Origin of the sequence: Paraburkholderia sp. BR10923 (assembly GCF_040948765.1) — a bacterium.
GTDB classification, from domain to species: Bacteria; Pseudomonadota; Gammaproteobacteria; order Burkholderiales; family Burkholderiaceae; genus Paraburkholderia; species Paraburkholderia youngii.
On record NZ_JBFPKO010000018.1, the window covers coordinates 67699 to 84640 of the forward strand.

The window sequence follows — 16942 nt, forward strand, 5'->3', positions numbered from 1 at the left end:
CCGCCTGCGGCTTTCTCCTGTGTTCTCCCTCGCACCGCTGACCCGGATTCGATACGGTCGTCATCGAGGTAGAAAACATGTCTGATTTCTCGGGTATCTGGATTCCGCTGATTACGCCATTCGCCGACGGCGCCGTCGATCACGCCGCGTTGCGCGCGCTGGTGCGCCGCTATGCGGACGCCGGCGTGGCTGGGCTCGTCGCGCTCGGCACGACCGGCGAGCCCGCCACGCTCGACGCCGCCGAACAGGACGCCGTGCTCGCGACGATTCTCGACGCCGCGCAGGCCGACGCCGACGCCACCGACGCCACCGACGCGCAGCGGCGTCCGTTGCCTGTGCTGGTCGGCGTCTCGGGCAATCACACGGCGAGCATGCTCGCGCGGATAGAGCAGTTGAATCCGTTGCCGATTGCCGGCGTGCTGATCGTCGCGCCGTATTACACGCGGCCCGCGCAGGACGGCATCGTCGCGCATTTCAGCGCGCTGGCCGACGCCAGCGCGCATCCGGTCGTGCTCTACGACATTCCGCAGCGCACCGGCGTGCGGCTCGAACTCGACACGCTGCTGACGCTCGCCGCGCATCCGCGAATTCAGGCGATCAAGGATTGCGCCGGTTCGCTCGACACGACGCTCGCGCTGATTCGCGACGGCCGTCTGCAGGTGCTCGCGGGCAACGACCTCGAGGTCTTCTCGACGGTGTGCGCGGGTGGCAGTGGAGCGATCGCGGCATCCGCGCATTGGCGGCCCGAGCGCTTCGTCGCGCTGTACCGCGCGTTGACCGAGGGCAAGCTCGACGAAGGACGGCGCATTTTTCACGCGCTCGTGCCGCAGATCCAGCTCGCGTTCGCCGAACCGAATCCCGCGCCGATGAAGGCGCTGCTCGCGGCGACGGGGTGGGTGCGCAATGAATTGCGCTTGCCGATGACGCGCGCGAGCGCGGCGTTGACCGAACGGCTCGCGGCGTTGGGAGAGACGCTGCCTAGATAGCCACTCCGCTCGCGCCCATCGTTCTGCTGCGTAGCATGGCGCCGAAGTCGTCGGCGCTGACTGGCTTACCGAGCAGGTAGCCCTGCATTTCGTCGCACATCATCGAGCGCAGCTTGTCGAGCTGCGATTGAGTCTCGACGCCCTCGGCGACTACGTCCATTTCGAGTGAGTGCGCGAGCGCGATGATCGCCGACACGATCGCGCTGCCCGCCGCGCCGTTCGCGTCGAGACCGTGGGTGAAGAAGCGGTCGATCTTCAGCTGCTTCACCTGAAAGCGCTGCAGATAGGCGAGGCTCGAATAACCGGTGCCGAAGTCGTCGATCGAGATGTCGAAGCCGCTCGCCTGAAACGCGCGGATCACTTCGACGGTGCGCGCGGCGTCCTGCATCGCGACGCTCTCGGTGATCTCGAACATGATCTGCTCGCACGCGACACCCTCGTTCCTGACGATCTCCTGGATCGTCTCGACGAGGTCCGGCTGCAGCAACTGACGCGGCGACAGATTGATCGCCACCTTCATCGCCGGCAGGCCCTGTTCGATCCAGCCGCGAATGCGCCGGCAGGTCTCGCGCACGACCCAGTAGCCGATCTGCACGATCTGCCCGGAGCGCTCGGCGACCGGGATGAATTCGGCCGGCGTCAGCGCGCCCAGCTCCGGATCGTGCAGGCGGATCAGCGCCTCGGCGCCCGCGAGCGCGTCGCCGCCGTGCTGAAACTTCGGCTGGAACAGCAGCGAAAAACGCTCGTTCGCGAAGGCGTCGTGCAGCACTTGCTGGATCTGCAGCGTGCGCGTGGCGGCCTCGTTCATGCTGCGCTCGAAGAAGCGGTAGGTGCCGCGGCCGGCGCGCTTCGCTTCGTACATCGCGGCGTCCGCGTGCTGGAGCAGCGTCTCGACGCTCTCGCCATCGCGCGGATAGAGCGCAATGCCGATGCTCGGCATCACCTGCAGCGGTTGTTCGTCGCTCCACGTGCCCTGGCGCATCCGCTCGAGCACGCCGTCGGCGAGCGCGGCGGCGTCTTCGCCGCAAGTAAGATGTTCCGCGAGCACGACGAACTCGTCGCCGCCGAGCCGCGCGACGGTGTCGCTCGAACGCACGCATTGCTGCAGACGTTGCGCGAAGGCGGACAGCACCGCGTCGCCGGCCGAGTGACCGAGCGAATCGTTGATCGTCTTGAAGCCGTCGAGATCCATGAACAGCACCGCGAACGATGAGCGCTGGCGGCGCGCGACGCTAATCGCGCGCTCGATCCGCTCGGTCAGTGTCGCGCGGTTCGGCAGGCCCGTCAGCACGTCGAGCGTCGCGAGCCGCACGATCTGGCCGTTCAGCTTCGACACCGCGCCGAGCAGGAAGGTGGTGCGCACGTCGAAGCGCGACAGCATCAGCGTGACGATCAGCACCGCGAACGTGAGCAGGATCACCGCGGTGGCGAGCCATTGCGCGTCCATGTCGTTGGCCGCGCCGCAGATCGCACCGGGCGCGAAATCCGCGGCGCCCATCGCCGTATAGTGCATGCCGCTGATCGCGACGCCCATCACCAGCGCCGCGGCCAGACGTTTGCGCGCGATATGACGCTCGTGTTCATTGCTGAGCGCGCGCGCCATCCACAGCGCGGCGCTCGATGCGCCGATCGCGATCGCGATCGAGGCCGCGAACCATACAGGCTGATAGTGGATGGCGGGCGCCATGCGCAGCGCCGCCATCCCGGTGTAGTGCATGCCGGCGATACCGATTCCCATCACCACGCCGCCCGCCAGCAGCCGGGCCGGCGTCAGGCGTTGCTGGGTCGTCAGGAAGAGCGCCAGATACGAAGCGCCGATCGCGAGCGCCAGCGAACAGGCGGTCATCGCGATGTCGTAGCCGAGCGGGATCGGCAGCGAGAACGCGAGCATCGCGACGAAGTGCATCGACCAGATGCCGACGCCGAGCGCGAACGCGCCGCCGAGCCGCCAGGCATGCCGCCGGCGCGCCGAGGCGAGCAGGAAGATGCGGCCCGTCAGATCGAGCGCGGTGTACGACGCGAGTGTGGCGACCGCGAACGAAATCGCCACGAGCCATAAATTGTAGGAACTCTGCATGTTGGGTTCGCCGCGCGAGGAATGCGGCTTGACATCTTATCGGCACTCTTAGCATTTTGTTTAACTTATTTGCGCCTTTCCAACAGGGGCCAAAACGGGCTCGCGGACGATGGCGGAGCCGCACTGGAAGGCTTGTCCGAGGGCGGGCCGCGCTATGCGGCGGAGCGCGGGTCGGACGACGGATTGGCGTCCTGACGGCTGAGCGCGAAGCCCTCGTCGAGCCAGCCGGTGACGCCGCCCGCCATCAGCTTGACGGGCCGCCCAAGCCGGGCGAGCCGCAGTGCGCCGCGCGCCGCGCCGTTGCAGTGCGGGCCCGCGCAGTAGGTGACGAACAGCGTGTCCGGCGCATAGGCCGCGAGCTTCGTCGCGACGATCTTGCCGTGCGGCAGATTCAGCGCGCCTGGCACGTGGCCCTGCGCGAACAGCGCGGGACTACGCACGTCGAGCAGCACGAAGCCGGGCGCGCCGCTCGCGAGCGCGGCGTGGACGTCGGCGCAATCGGTTTCGAAGCGCAGCGACGCGTGGAAGTGTGCGATCGCGGCGGCGCTGTCGGCGGCGGGAATCGCGGTGACGGCGTTCGGAGCGGTGGTGAGGTTGTCGTGAGTCATGGCAAGGAACGAGGAGTTGATCGGGTGGTCTGGTGGCCGAGTCGATTGTGACGAGCGGCGGGTCACCCGGTAAGTGGCGTGATCGTCAATCTTCGGTAACATCGCGCCATGCACAATCATCTCGTCGTCGCGCTGGCCTACGACCGGCTCTGCACCTTCGAATTCGGTTGCGTGACGGAACTGTTCGCGCTCGAGCGTCCCGAGCTCGGCGTGCCGTGGTATCGCTTCGCGGTCTGCGCGGGCGAGCCCGGTCCCATCCGTGCGGCGGGCGGCATCACGCTGGCCGCGCCGTACACGCTGAAGCTGCTCGCGAGCGCCGACACGATCGTGATTCCGGGTTGGCGCGATGCCGACGAAGTGCCGCCGGCCGCGCTGCTGCGCAGGCTCCGCGCGGCGTACGAGCGCGGCGCGCGGCTGTGCTCGATCTGCTCGGGCGTGTTCGTGCTCGCGGCGGCCGGCGTGCTCGACGGCAAGACCGTGACGACCCACTGGCGCTACGCGGACAAGTTGCAGCAGCGCTATCCGCAACTGCGCGTGCGGGCCGACGCGCTGTATGTCGATGAAGGGCAGGTGATCACGTCGGCGGGATCGGCGGCCGGGCTCGACATGCTGCTGCATCTGGTGCGGCGCGATCATGGCAGCGCGGTCGCGAATCGGGTCGCGCAACGGCTCGTGGTGCCGCCGCACCGCGAGGGTGGCCAGGCGCAGTTCGTGCCGCGTCCGATGCCGCACGACGAAAGCGGACGGATCGCGAAGCTGATGGACTGGATGCGCAGCCATGCGGCCGAGCCGCATACGCTGAGTTCGCTGGCCGGGCGGGCGGCAATGAGCACGCGCACGCTGCAACGGCAGTTCCGCGACGCGACCGGCATGGCGCCCTATGAATGGCTCGTCAGGGAGCGCGTCGCGCTTGCCCGTGAGTTGCTCGAAGCCGCCACGCCGCTGCCGATGGCGCGCGTCGCCGAGCTGGCGGGGTTCGGCTCGGAGGAGTCGTTGCGGCGGCATTTTCGGCGGATCGCGTTGACGAGTCCCGGGGCGTATCGGCGCAGGTTTGGCGGGGAGGGGTGAGCGCGCGCGGCGCGCGGCCGCATCGGCGGCGGCGCCTGCGGCAGGAAACGTGGACGGCGCTCAGGAATGCGGCGGCCGCCCAGCCAGCGCCGATCACGGCGCTCGTCGCGACCTCGATCAACGAAGTGCGCAGCGCGCAGGGTTCGCTGAATCCGCGCCGAACCCGGCATTGAATTCGCGGCACGCGCCGAGGTCACAGCAGCAGGCACGCAGCTCACGTCGAGCTTGCTCATTCAACGGAACCCGCTATGTCCGACATCGCAAAGATCATCGCCAGCTTCAACGCCGGGCGCGACCCCGAACGGCTCGCGATGAAATACAAAGCCATGCGCGGCTCGCCGTTCGTGTTTTTGCGCGGCACCTGTCATCTGTTCTATCAGCGACTGCCGCGCGCGAACGTCCTCGACGACGCGCCGCACGTGTGGATCTGCGGCGACATGCACCTCGAAAATTTCGGCAGCTACAAGGGCGACAATCGCCTCGTCTACTTCGACAACAACGACTTCGACGAAGCCTGTCTCGCACCGGCTCCGTACGAGCTGGTGCGTCTGTTGACGAGCGTGCTGGTCGGCGCGGCCGACCTGAAGCTGAGCCGCGCTGAAGCGCTCGCGCTATGCCACACCGCGCTCGATGCCTACGGCGCCGCGCTCGCGTACGGCAAGTCGCGCTGGATCGAAGCGGAGACCGCGGTCGGCATGGTGCGCGATCTGTTCGTCGCGCTCGCGAGCCGCACGCGCGCCGCGCATCTGGACCGGCGCACGGTGCTCAAGGGCAAGACGCGCATGCTGAAGGTCGACGGCAAGAAAGCGCTGCCGGTCAGCGATGAGCGGCGCGCGGCGGTCGTGCAGTTCATGCAGCGGTACGCGGCGACGGAGCCGAATCCCGACTTCTACCGCACGCTCGATGTCGCGCGACGCATCGCGGGCACGGGCAGCCTCGGTGTCGATCGCTACGTGATTCTGGTCGAGGGCAAGGGCTCGCCCGACGGCAACTACCTGATCGATCTGAAAGAGGCGCTGTCATCGTCGGTCAGTGCTCACGTGAGCGCAACGCAGCCGAAGTGGCAGACCGAGGCGCAGCGTGTCGTCGAGGTGCAGCGGCGCAATCAGGCGGTCTCGCAGGCCTTTTTGCACGCGGTCGAATTCAATCAGCGCTCCTATGTGCTGCGCGGTTTGCAGCCATCGGAAGATCGCGTCGCCCTTGCCGACTGGGACGGCAAGCTGCCGCGGCTCGAAGCGGTGATCAACAGCATGGCCGAGTTGAGCGCGTGGGCGCATCTGCGCAGCGGAGGACGGCAGAAGTCGGCGATCGCGGACGATCTGATCGCGTTTGGCAGTCGGCGCGATTGGCAACTGCCGTTGATCGATCTGGCCACGCAGTGCGAGGCACAGGTCGCGGCGGATTGGAAGGCTTATTGCGAGGCTTATGACCGGGGGAGTTTCGAGGCGAGCGGCGCGGGCCAGTAGACGAGCTTCGTCTCGCCAGCCTGCGAGAGCGTTTTAGCGCCGCTGACGGCGTCGCGGTGATCGGCGCCGCTCGATGACGAGCTGGGAAGTTGCGCGAGTCAGGCCCGCTCGCGATTGACGAAGCGGGAAGCGCAGCAGAATCACGTGCGCGCGGGCCGTCCGGTCCGCGCGTCGAAAGTCGCGTTGTCTCATATGTGCCCCAGCAACTTCCACCAAAGCGGCCCAACCACCAGCCAGGCGACCATGTAAAACAGGCTCATCAGAAAGCCCGCCTTCCACCATTCACCCTGGGTCACGTAGCCCGCGCCGAACATCACCGGACCGGAGCCGATGCCATATTGCGTCAGGCAACCGTTCACATTGCTGAGAATGCCGAGCGAGACCGCGGCGACGAAGGGCGGGACGCCGGCGGCGACCATCAGCGCCATCGAAAGTGGAAACAGCGCGCTGATATGCGCGGTGGCGCTGGCGAAAAAGTAGTGAATGTAAACATAGATCGCCGCCACCAGCATATAGACGGCCAGCATCGGAAAGCCCGCGAGATGCGCGCCGAATTCCTTGCCGAACCAGGCCACCATGCCATATTCGTTGAGCTTGGAGGCCAGCATGATGAGCAGGCCGATCCAGATCATCGTGTCCCAGGCGGACTTCTCGTTCAGCGCGTCCTGCCAGGTCAGCACGCCGCTGATGAACAGCAACGACACGCCGATCGCCGCCGCGAGCGTCGCGCCGATGCCGAGATCGTCGCCAAACACCCACAGCACCAGCAAGCCGACGAAGATGCACGCCATGATGATTTCTTTGACCGAGATGGAGCCCATCGTCGCGAGCTCCCGTTGCGCGAGGTCGGTCGCATCGGGGGTGCGTCTGACATGCGGCGGGGCGATCCACAGCATCGCGATCGGAATCACGGCGAGGCACAGCAGACCGGGGATGGACGCCGCCAGCGCCCAGTCGAGCCAGCTGATCGACACGCCCTGGTCCGCGGCCAGCTTGACGGCCAGCGGGTTGCCCGCCATCGCCGTGATGAACATACCCGCCGTGATGATGTTCGCGTGAAAGGCGCAGAGGATCAGATAGCGTCCCACCTTCGCGCGTGACTCCGGATCGTCGGCGTGGCTGCCCAGCACTTCGGAAATCGCTCGCGTGATAGGCAACATCACGCCGCCCGCGCGCGCGGTGATGCTCGGCATCGCGGGGGAGATCACGAGTTCGGTCAGCACGAGCCCGTAGCCGAGTCCCGTCGTGCGCTTTCCCAGCAATCGCATGAACAGAAGCGCGATCCGGCGGCCAAGGCCGGTCTTGATCACGCCGCGTGAAATGAAAAACGCGAGCATCACGAGCCAGACGAGGTCGGTGCCGGTGGATCGGGTGACGTCGGCGAACGTCAGGACGCCGACCAGCACGCCGATGGTCGAGCCGATGATGGCAACCACCGACATCGGCAGCGGGGCGGTCATGATGCCCGCAATGGTCGCGACGAACACGGCGAACATATGCCAAGCCTTCGGCTGCAGGCCGGCGGGCGCGGGCAGAAACCACAGCACGAGGCCGACCGCGACCGGCACCAGATATTTCCAGATGCCCGCCGGCAGTCCGACCGAGGGCTTCGGCGTGGCGGGCGGGGAGCTGGTGGGTTGTGAAACCTTGGCAGGTGTGGGAGCCATGATGGACCTCGTGCCGGCGTTGCTGGGTCTTTTCGGAGTGCGCGAGAAAGCGTCACCGCTCGTGAAGCACGCTTTGCGTCGCCTCCTTGACGATGCGCGCGCTGCCCAGCAAGGCCTCGCGCTCGATAGGGTCAAGTTCAGGATAGGCGATCAGGCGCGCGCCCGCGCCATTGACGACCATCGGCAGCGACACGCACACGTCCGGTACGCCTTCCACTTCGGGCTGGACGATGCCGACCGTCAGGATCAGATCCATGTCGTGCACGATGGCCTCGCAGATCCTGCCTATCGCGCTGGCGATGCCGTAATGGGTGGCGCCTTTGCCTTCCTTGATGAGCTTCGCCGCCTCGTGAACGGAGCGCAGGATCAGATCCCTGCTGGCGGGGCCAAGCTCCTTGCCGTTCCTCGTCAGGAAGGTTTCGAGGGGCATGCCGCAGACGGTCGCGGCGGACCATTGGATTACCGCCGATTCGCCATGCTCGCCGAGCACATAGGCGTGAATCGCGGAGGCCACCACGCCGAGCCGTTCGGACAGCAGGGAGCGCAGCCGCCCGGTGTCGAGCGAGGTGCCGGTGCTGATGACGCGCTCGCGCTCGCCACGCAGCTGGTCGTACACGGCGCCGGTCAGAACGTCGCACGGGTTGGTTGCGATCAGGTAGATGGCCTCGGGCGCGAGCGGTGCAATGCGCCCGACGATTTCGGTCGCGATCTCCGCATTGGTTCTGGCAAGGTGCAGGCGCGTCTCACCGGGTTTGACCCCGGCGCCGGCCGTGATCACGACGATGTCGGCGTCGCGCGCGTCTTCGTAGTCCCCTGCGCGGAACCGGCTGTGCCCCCAGAATGCCGCGGCATGGGCGAGATCCAGAGCCTGCCCTTCAGCGCGCACCCGCGCGACGTCGATGATGACGACTTTCGCGCTCGGAATGGCCAACGCCACGAACAGGGCTGCCGATCCCCCAACCAGTCCCGCGCCGACTATAACGATCTTGGCCTGCCGCATCGCGAACCTCGTCAAGTTCGGGTTTCACCCCCGAAGCATAGTCGCACGCGCGCGTTTGTCATCAATCAGACCTTAGTCCTACACGGCGGCGGCGCGTTTTTCCGCCTCTGGAGAGAAGGCGAGCGCTCGGTGAGTTGCGGCGACATCGGTTGCTCGGCACGCCGCGCGCCTGCGAACTGGTGCCTGAATTCAACCGGTGTCATGGCCTTGGCGGCTTTGAATTGCCGGTTGAAATTCGCCACGTTTGCAAACCCGGAGCGCGTCGCAATGACGGAAATCGGCGCTTGCGTGTCCGTCAACATCCGGCACGCGTGGCCGATTCGCACACGCGTCACGTAGCGCCCGACGCTCTCGCCAAGATGCTGCGTGAAATGCCGCGTCAAAGAGCGCTCGGACAGCCCCGACGCCTTGGCAAGCGCGGAAAGCCGCAGCGGATGCGCGAACTGTGTCTCGATCAATGCGAGCGCGCGATTGAGCTGATCGGATTCGTGGCCAGTGGCTGCGCCGGTCCGCGCAGCGAATGCGCTTGGGGATGCGAGCGGCGTGGCGGGAAGCGTCGACAGCAGATCCAGCACGTCGAGCGCCGCCTGCAAGCGTTCGCGCGGTTTGTCGGACAGCAGGCGGTCCAGGTGCTCGCGCATGCGCGTGCCGGCACCCTCTTCGAATGCGAGGCCGCAGGCCGCTCTGCGCAACAGGTCGCAGAGGCTGTTGTATTCGGGGCAGACATCGGCGAGTCGCCGCAACCACGCGCCGTCGAACCAGACGACGATCGCGACCTGCGGGTGCGCCGCGTCGATCGAGCGGTTCGAGGCCCAGGTGTGCGGCAGATTCGGCGGCACCAGCACCAGATCGTCCGCGCCGTAGGTCGCGACCGAGTCGCCGATGTACCGCTTGCCCTGACTGTTCATCGTCAGCGTCAGCTCGTACTCGGGATGGTGGTGCCATTCGAAAGGGATGCGGGGCAGCCGGCGGTGATAAACCCTGACCGAACAGTCCCGGCCAAAATCCACATGTTCGAAAGCGGCTTTCATGTCCGAAATCGTCAAATCTTTGACCGGATAGTATCACGCGCGCACTGCTCGTTCGCGTACGCTTCAAGCATCAGAAACCCCATGGAGACGATGCAATGGCCTTGCAAATCGACGACCTGCCGGCAGCCATCCGTCAAGCGAAGCGCGAACTGCGCGCAATGCTGCCGAACTACCGTGAAGTGTTCGCCGACGTCGCAGCGGCGATGACGAAGGAGGCCGAGCGAATCGCAACGCTGCGTGAGCGCGGCGAGCCGGTGATTCCGGAAATCCAGTTCGCCGACATCGTCGCGAACCGCGTCACCGACGAGCAGATCGCGCTCGTCAAAGCTCGCGGCGCCTGCGTGATCCGCAGGGTGTTCGACCGGTCGCTCGTCGAGCAATGGGATCAGGACATCGCGGAATACGTCGAGCGCAACGACCTCGACGCCAAGCTGCTGAATCGCGCGGAAGACAAGTACTTCGGCCAGCTCGCTTCGAGCAAGCCGCAAATCTACGGCGTGTACTGGTCGAAGCCGCAGGTGCTCGCGCGCCAGTCGAGCGCGCTCACCCAGGCCCGCGTGTTCCTGAACCGGCTGTGGCGCACCGAGAGCGAAGGGCGCGTGCATTTCGATCCGAACCATGTGCCGGTGTATGCGGACCGCCTGCGTCGCCGGCCGCCCGGATCGGAATCGCTCGGATTGTCCGCCCATTGCGACGGTGGTTCGGTCGAGCGCTGGATCGAGCCGAATTTCCGCAACGTCTATCGCCATGTGTTCTCTGGCCACTGGCGCGACTACGATCCGTTCGATGCCGCGTGGCGCACCGAAGTCGAGGAGATCGCTTCGCCGGCCGTCTGTTCGATGTTCCGCACGTTCCAGGGCTGGACCGCGCTGACGCCGCAAGGTCCGGGCGACGGCACACTGCAATTGGTGCCGATGGCGAACTCGATGGTCTACATCCTGTTGCGCGCGCTTCAGGATGATGTCGCCGAAGACGATCTGTGCGGAGCGATGCCGGGGCGCGCGCTGTCGATCAAGTCCGAGTATCACGCGCCGCTGTTTCATGCGCTGTCTTCGATTCCGTTGATGCAGGCGGGCGACACCGTGTTCTGGCATAGCGACGTCATTCACGCGGTCGAGGACGAGCATCGCGGCAACGGTTATAGCAACGTGATGTATATCGCTTCGCTGCCGGCCTGCGCGAAAAACGATGCGTACCTGAAGCGGCAACTGCCGAGCTTTCTCGAAGGCAGGAGCCCGCCGGATTTTCCGGCCGATAACTTCGAAGTCGATTTCGTCGGCCGCGCGACGGCGGACGATCTCACCGAGCTTGGCCGTGCGCAGATGGGCTTCGATTCGTGAGCGGAAGGGACATGGCTGCCTCTGGACCGGGAGCGGAACTTGCTGCCATTTCAGCATGGCAACGACCCAAGGAGGACCGGCCATGGCCACCACACCGAACAAGGACGAAAACCCGCTCCGGCCGGATCAGTCCGACGTCGTGCAGACCGATCTGCCCGACATCGGTCCATCGCAGGACCCGGACGCGCCGCCGCTCGATCCCGACATCGACCCCGATCGCGAAGACGACAAGCCGTAGACGAGCGCATTCGCTCGATAAATAAAATAGATGTGCCGCTGGGCGGTTCAGTGCAGCGTCAATCGTGGCGACGGGCTGATGCCACGGCGCAGCGCGTGAGCGCGGCGTGTCCCTGCGCCGCTACAACTGACTCTCGATCGCGGCTTTGTCGATGACCGACCAGACTTGCTGGATCTTGCCGTCACCGAACTCGTAGAAGACGTTCTCGCAGAACTCGACGCGTTTGCCTTGCACGGGAAGCCCGAGAAACATGCCGATGGGCGTGCAATCGAAATGCAATCGGCTTGCGATATGCGGCGGCTCGCAAACCAGCATCTGAATCTCGAAGTGCAGGTCCGGAATTTCGCGGAAATCTCTTTCCAGCATCTCGCGATAGCCGGGCAAACCGATTCGTTGTCCGTTGTACTTCACGTCTTCGCCAACGAAGTCCCGCAGCTTTGACCAGTCCTGCGTGTTCAGACAGGCGATATATCCGCGGTAGAGTTTCGACAGATTGAATTCGCTCATCGCAATCGTCTTCCATGCCTAGGTAGATAAGCAGATTGTCGGCGATCTGGGATTTAGCGTTGAATGGCGGCTCGGGATCTTCGTCTGAAGCCGCAACCATCCGCTGCAGTCGAACGACCTCGATGCACCCCGCATCACCCTCGCACGGATGCGAGAAACCCTCTCCAGACAAACCCGGATTGCTGCTCCGATTTCGCCACTGTTATCGTTCACTCGACAGTGTGGAAGCGCTTCCACTTAAGCGTTCCCAGTAAGTTCGAACGAGAGCGCATCGAGTTCCGCCACACCCGGTTCAACGACCTCATCGCAGGAGAGAATCCGTGGTAAACAACGCATCCGCAGTCGTCGACGCCGAACAACCAAGCGCTCACGGCGACCCGCATTCCGATCCATTCACACCGCCCGCCGATTCGTCGCTATGGCGCCAGGATTTCCTGCTCGGCGCGGCCACCGCGTCGTATCAGATCGAAGGCGCGGTCAATGAAGACGGCCGCCTGCCGTCGATCTGGGACACGTTCTCGGCCACACCGGGCAAGGTGCTCGCGGGGGACACCGGCGCCGTCGCATGCGATCACTATCATCGCTGGGAACAGGACGTCGATCTGCTCGCGGGCCTCGGCCTCGAAGCGTACCGGCTGTCGACCGCATGGCCGCGTGTGATGGACGAAAACGGCGCGCCGAACCACAAGGGACTCGACTTCTACAAGCGCCTGCTCGGGCGGCTAAAGGAGAAGAACATCACGACTTTCGTCACGCTGTATCACTGGGATCTGCCTCAGCATCTCGAAGATCGCGGCGGCTGGCTCAATCGCGAAACCGCGTACCGTTTCGTCGATTACGCGGATCTGATGAGCCGCGAACTGCACGGCTTCGTCGATGCGTGGGCGACGCTCAACGAACCGTGGTGTTCGGCGTATCTCGGCTACGGCAACGGTCATCACGCACCGGGACTCTCGAACCTGCGTTTCGCCGCGCAGGCCATGCATCATCTGCTGCTCGCGCACGGTCTCGCGATTCCGGTGCTGCGCGCGAACGATCCGCGTTCGCACAAGGGCATCGTCGCGAACGTCGGGCGCGGCACGCCGAATAGCGACAGCGCCGCCGACCGTCGCGCGGCCGAACTGTTCGAAGTTCAGCACAACGCGTGGATTCTCGATCCGCTGTTCAAGGGCGAGTATCCGCAAGACCTGGTCGAGCTGTGGCCGGGCAGCGAGCCGCTGGTGCTCGAAGGTGATCTGCAGACGATCAATACGCCGCTCGATTTCCTCGGCATCAACTATTATTTCCGCACCAACGTGGCGAGCGACGGCGGTCATGGATTCAAGGACGTGCCGCTTGCAGATGTCGAGCGTACGCAGATGGGATGGGAGGTTTACCCTGACGGTCTTCGCGATCTGCTGACCGGCTTCAAGGACACCTATGCCAATCTGCCGCCGATCTACATCACCGAGAACGGCATGGCATCGGACGACAAGGTCATCGACGGCCGCGTCGAGGACACGCAGCGCATCTCGTTCCTGAAGCGCCATCTCGCCGCGGTCGATCAGGCGATCAAGGCGGGCGTCGACGTGCGCGGCTATTTCCTGTGGTCGCTGATGGACAACTTCGAGTGGGCTTTCGGCTATGAGCGGCGCTTCGGCATCGTGCACGTCGACTACCAGACGCAGAAGCGCACGATTAAACGCAGCGCGGAGCTGGTGTCGAAATTCCTCGAAGATCGCAAGGCGCAGGCGCAATAAACACAATCAAAACGACGCAGCAACGATGTAAAACCGGGTGGAGCTGGTTGGTATTTCGACTTGACACACGGGCGCGGAGCCTGGAGGAGACGGAATGAACAGCAACAGAATGGTCTTGCGAGGCGTAGTTGCGGCACTGGCGCTGTATGGCGTCGTCGCGCACGCGGAGCCGCTCAAGGCTAACGTGATTCACTGGTGGACCTCGGGCGGCGAGTCGGCCGCAATTCGTCAGTTTGCCGTCGCGTACGACAAGGCCGGCGGCCAATGGGTCGACAACGCGGTCGCCGGCGGGGACCAGGCGCGCGCCACCGCGATCAACCGCATCGTCGGCGGCGATCCACCCACAGCCGCACAGTTCAATACGTCAAAGCAGTTCCATGATCTGGTCGATCAGGGACTCCTGAATAACGTCGACGACGTCGCCGCGAAAGAAAACTGGAACGGCATTTTTCCGCAATCGATTCTCGACAGCATCCGCGTGAAGGGCCATTTCTACGCGGCGCCGGTCGACATCCATATGCCGGCGTGGTTCTTCTACTCGAAGCCGGTGTTCCAGAAAGCGGGCATCGCGAGCGAGCCCAAAAGCTACGACGAATTCATCGCCGATCTCGGCAAGCTGAAGAGCGCGGGCGTGATTCCGCTCGCGTTCGGCGGCCAGCCGTGGCAGGAGAAGATCACGTTCGACGCGGTGCTCGCCGATGTGGGCGGCCCGGACCTGTATATGAAGGTCTATCGCGATCACGATCAGAACGCGGTGAATTCCGAGGCGTTCAAGAAGGTGCTCGTGTCGTTCAAGAAGCTGCACGACTACGTCGACCCGGGCTCGCCTGGCCGCAACTGGAACGACGCGACCGCGCTCGTGACTTCGGGCAAGGCCGGCATTCAGATCATGGGCGACTGGGCAAAGGGCGAGTTCGTCGCGGCGAATCAGACCGCGGGCAAGGACTTCGGCTGCTTCCCGGGCTTCGGTCCGCGTTCGCCGTACCTGGTTGCGGGCGACGTGTTCGTGTTCCCGAAGACCGACAGCGCGTCGGCGATCAAGGCGCAGAATCTGCTCGCCACGGTGATGACCTCACCGTCCGCGCAGGTTGCGTTCAGTGCGAAGAAGGGCTCGATTCCGATTCGGGGTGACGTGGATGAAAGCAGCCTCGACATCTGCGCGAAGGAGGGCATCGCGATCATGAAGGACAAGTCGCGCCAGTTGCCGAACCCGGAAATGCTGCTGTCGCCCGACACGCAGGGTGCGCTGACTGACGTCGTGACGAACTTCTGGAACAAGAACGAGTCCGTCGACGACGCGCAGAAAGCGTTCGCCAGCGCACTGAAGGGCTAGGCCTCGCCATGCACGCGCTCAAGCTGCCAGCCGAGGGTTCGAACCCACCGGGCAAGTCGCAACCCAGGCCGCGAAACAAGCCGCTGAACCGGCGGTTTTCGATCGCGGTCTGGCTGGCCTTGCTGCCGATGCTCCTGACCGTCGTGTTCACGTATCTGGGCACGATGGTCTGGACCGCACGCGTGTCGCTCAGCAATTCGCACACATTTCCGTCGAACGACTTCGCGGGCCTCACGCAGTACGTACGGCTGTTCCACAACGACCGCTGGCTGATGTCGCTGCAGAACATCGTGATCTATGGCGCGTGCTTCATCGTCGCGTGCATGGTGATCGGTTTGCTGCTGGCGATCTTCATCGATCAACGGGTGGTTGCGGAAGGCGCGTTGCGCACGGTGTTTCTGTATCCGTACGCGATGTCGTTCGTTGCGACCGGGCTCGTGTGGCAGTGGATTCTGAATCCCTCGCTCGGGGCGCAGCAGGTGCTGCGCAACCTCGGCTTCCCGCATGCGCGCTTCGACTGGATCGTCGATCAGGACTGGGTCATCTACACGATCGTGATCGCGACCGTCTGGCAGGCTTCGGGCCTCGTGATGGCGCTGCTGCTCGCGGGCTTGCGCGGCATCGACGAAGAGTTGTGGAAAGCCGCGCGCATCGACGGCATTCCACGCTGGCGCGTGTATGCGAGCATCGTGGTGCCGATGCTCGGACCGTCGATCTCGACCGCGTTCGTGTTGCTGTTCGTGATGGTCGTGAAGCTGTACGACGCTGTCGTCGCGATGACCCAGGGCGGCCCCGGCACCGCCAGCGAAGTGCCGGCCAAATTCATCATGGACTATCTGTTCGGACGCGCGAATATCGGCCTTGCGTCGGCAGCATCGATCGTGCTGCTCGCGACGGTGCTCGCGGTTCTCGCGCCATTCTTCTATGCACGCAGCCGTGCGGCGCTGCGCGGGGAGAGAGGATGAACACGCTCGATTCCACGCTCAAAGGCGGCCTGCCGCAGCGCGCGCGCACGCGGCCTCGCCGTTCGGTGTTCTCGCCGGCGCGCCTCGGCATCTACGCGTTCCTGCTGACCGCCGCGGTGTTTTTTCTGTTGCCGCTCTACGTGATGCTGGTCACGTCGGTCAAACCGATGAGCGAAATCCGCCTCGGCAATCTGCTTGGGTTTCCGATGCATTTCACGCTGGACGCGTGGGTTGCCGCATGGCAGTCGGCCTGTACCGGGCTCGATTGCAACGGCATTCGGGTCGGCTTCTGGAACTCGGTGCGCATCGTCGCGCCGAGCACGGTGCTGTCGATCATGGTCGGCGCGGTGAACGGCTACGCGCTGTCGTTCTGGCGGCCGCGCGGCGCGGGCCTGCTGTTCGGCGTGCTGCTGGTCGGCGCGTTCATTCCGGTGCAGGTGATGATCTATCCGCTCGTGCGGGTGCTCGCGAGCGTGCATCTGTTCAGCTCGCTGCCCGGCATCGTGCTGATTCACACGATGTTCGGCATGCCGGTGATGACGCTGCTGTTCCGCAACTACTACGCGTCGATTCCGCAGGAGCTGTTCAAGGCCGCGCGCATCGACGGCGGCAGTTTCTGGCGCATCTTCTTTCAGCTGATGCTGCCGATGTCGACACCGATCATCGTCGTCGCGCTGATCATGCAGGTCACGAACATCTGGAACGACTACATTCTGGGCCTCGTGTTCGCCGGCACGAAGAATCTGCCGATGACGGTGCAACTGAACAACATCATCAACACGACGACCGGTGAGCGGCTCTACAACGTCAATATGGCGGCGACCATTCTGACGTCGATGGTGCCGCTCGCGGTTTATTTCATCTCGGGCCGCTGGTTCGTGCGCGGCATTGCGTCGGGCGCCGTCAAGGGGTAAGGC

16 protein-coding genes are annotated in these 16942 nt (G+C 64.8%); 10 read left to right on the forward strand and 6 right to left on the reverse strand.

The window, feature by feature from the left end:
• The first annotated feature begins 77 nt into the window (after positions 1 to 77).
• Positions 78 to 986: a 4-hydroxy-tetrahydrodipicolinate synthase gene (gene dapA, locus AB3X94_RS27985; protein WP_368613287.1), complete on the forward strand. Its 909-nt coding sequence runs from the start codon at positions 78 to 80 to the stop codon at positions 984 to 986.
• Here dapA and AB3X94_RS27990 read toward each other — a convergent pair.
• Positions 979 to 3063 (reverse strand): bifunctional diguanylate cyclase/phosphodiesterase, encoded by a 2085-nt coding sequence (locus tag AB3X94_RS27990; RefSeq protein WP_176107771.1) that lies wholly within the window; start codon positions 3061 to 3063, stop codon positions 979 to 981. The genes dapA and AB3X94_RS27990 overlap by 8 nt on opposite strands.
• A gap of 152 nt (positions 3064 to 3215) precedes the next feature.
• A complete protein-coding gene (locus AB3X94_RS27995; RefSeq protein ID WP_176107772.1) occupies positions 3216 to 3671 on the reverse strand; it encodes a rhodanese-like domain-containing protein in 456 nt (151 codons plus the stop codon).
• A 108-nt stretch (positions 3672 to 3779) separates the two neighbouring features.
• On the opposite strand from AB3X94_RS27995, the gene ftrA reads away from it, so the two are divergent.
• From ftrA to AB3X94_RS28010, 3 genes are all read left to right on the forward strand, one after another.
• Positions 3780 to 4739 (forward strand): transcriptional regulator FtrA, encoded by a 960-nt coding sequence (ftrA, locus tag AB3X94_RS28000; protein WP_368613288.1) that lies wholly within the window; start codon positions 3780 to 3782, stop codon positions 4737 to 4739.
• Complete coding sequence (locus AB3X94_RS28005; protein ID WP_176107774.1) at positions 4736 to 4912, forward strand: hypothetical protein; 177 nt, start codon at positions 4736 to 4738, stop codon at positions 4910 to 4912. The genes ftrA and AB3X94_RS28005 overlap by 4 nt, the downstream gene beginning before the upstream one ends.
• Before the next feature lie 75 nt (positions 4913 to 4987).
• Positions 4988 to 6205: a DUF2252 domain-containing protein gene (locus AB3X94_RS28010; protein ID WP_176107775.1), complete on the forward strand. Its 1218-nt coding sequence runs from the start codon at positions 4988 to 4990 to the stop codon at positions 6203 to 6205.
• A gap of 188 nt (positions 6206 to 6393) precedes the next feature.
• Here the strand turns inward: AB3X94_RS28010 and AB3X94_RS28015 are convergent, their stop codons facing one another.
• From AB3X94_RS28015 to AB3X94_RS28025, 3 genes are all read right to left on the reverse strand, one after another.
• Positions 6394 to 7872, reverse strand: a complete 1479-nt coding sequence (locus tag AB3X94_RS28015; RefSeq protein ID WP_176107776.1) for a DASS family sodium-coupled anion symporter — start codon at positions 7870 to 7872, stop codon at positions 6394 to 6396.
• Positions 7873 to 7924: 52 nt separating this feature from the next.
• Positions 7925 to 8872, reverse strand: a complete 948-nt coding sequence (locus AB3X94_RS28020; protein ID WP_176107777.1) for a lactate dehydrogenase — start codon at positions 8870 to 8872, stop codon at positions 7925 to 7927.
• Between the two features lie 65 nt (positions 8873 to 8937).
• On the reverse strand, positions 8938 to 9903 hold the full coding sequence (locus AB3X94_RS28025; protein ID WP_368613289.1) for a helix-turn-helix domain-containing protein: 966 nt from the start codon (positions 9901 to 9903) through the stop codon (positions 8938 to 8940).
• Positions 9904 to 9998: 95 nt separating this feature from the next.
• Between AB3X94_RS28025 and AB3X94_RS28030 the strand changes: the two genes are divergently transcribed.
• On the forward strand, positions 9999 to 11243 hold the full coding sequence (locus tag AB3X94_RS28030; protein WP_368613290.1) for a DUF1479 domain-containing protein: 1245 nt from the start codon (positions 9999 to 10001) through the stop codon (positions 11241 to 11243).
• Between the two features lie 82 nt (positions 11244 to 11325).
• Entirely contained in the window at positions 11326 to 11481 is a 156-nt protein-coding gene (locus tag AB3X94_RS28035) for a hypothetical protein (protein WP_368613291.1), read from the forward strand.
• Positions 11482 to 11601: 120 nt separating this feature from the next.
• Here the strand turns inward: AB3X94_RS28035 and AB3X94_RS28040 are convergent, their stop codons facing one another.
• Positions 11602 to 11988: an ester cyclase gene (locus tag AB3X94_RS28040; RefSeq protein ID WP_176366676.1), complete on the reverse strand. Its 387-nt coding sequence runs from the start codon at positions 11986 to 11988 to the stop codon at positions 11602 to 11604.
• A gap of 320 nt (positions 11989 to 12308) precedes the next feature.
• Between AB3X94_RS28040 and AB3X94_RS28045 the strand changes: the two genes are divergently transcribed.
• The 4 genes from AB3X94_RS28045 to AB3X94_RS28060 all read left to right on the forward strand — a co-directional run bounded on the left by AB3X94_RS28045 (position 12309) and on the right by AB3X94_RS28060 (position 16939).
• Complete coding sequence (locus AB3X94_RS28045) at positions 12309 to 13727, forward strand: GH1 family beta-glucosidase (protein ID WP_368613292.1); 1419 nt, start codon at positions 12309 to 12311, stop codon at positions 13725 to 13727.
• 94 nt (positions 13728 to 13821) lie between these two features.
• A complete protein-coding gene (locus AB3X94_RS28050; RefSeq protein WP_368613293.1) occupies positions 13822 to 15060 on the forward strand; it encodes an ABC transporter substrate-binding protein in 1239 nt (412 codons plus the stop codon).
• A gap of 8 nt (positions 15061 to 15068) precedes the next feature.
• Positions 15069 to 16025 (forward strand): carbohydrate ABC transporter permease, encoded by a 957-nt coding sequence (locus tag AB3X94_RS28055; RefSeq protein WP_176124737.1) that lies wholly within the window; start codon positions 15069 to 15071, stop codon positions 16023 to 16025.
• Complete coding sequence (locus AB3X94_RS28060; protein ID WP_176107785.1) at positions 16022 to 16939, forward strand: carbohydrate ABC transporter permease; 918 nt, start codon at positions 16022 to 16024, stop codon at positions 16937 to 16939. The genes AB3X94_RS28055 and AB3X94_RS28060 overlap by 4 nt, the downstream gene beginning before the upstream one ends.
• The last annotated feature ends 3 nt before the right edge of the window (positions 16940 to 16942 follow it).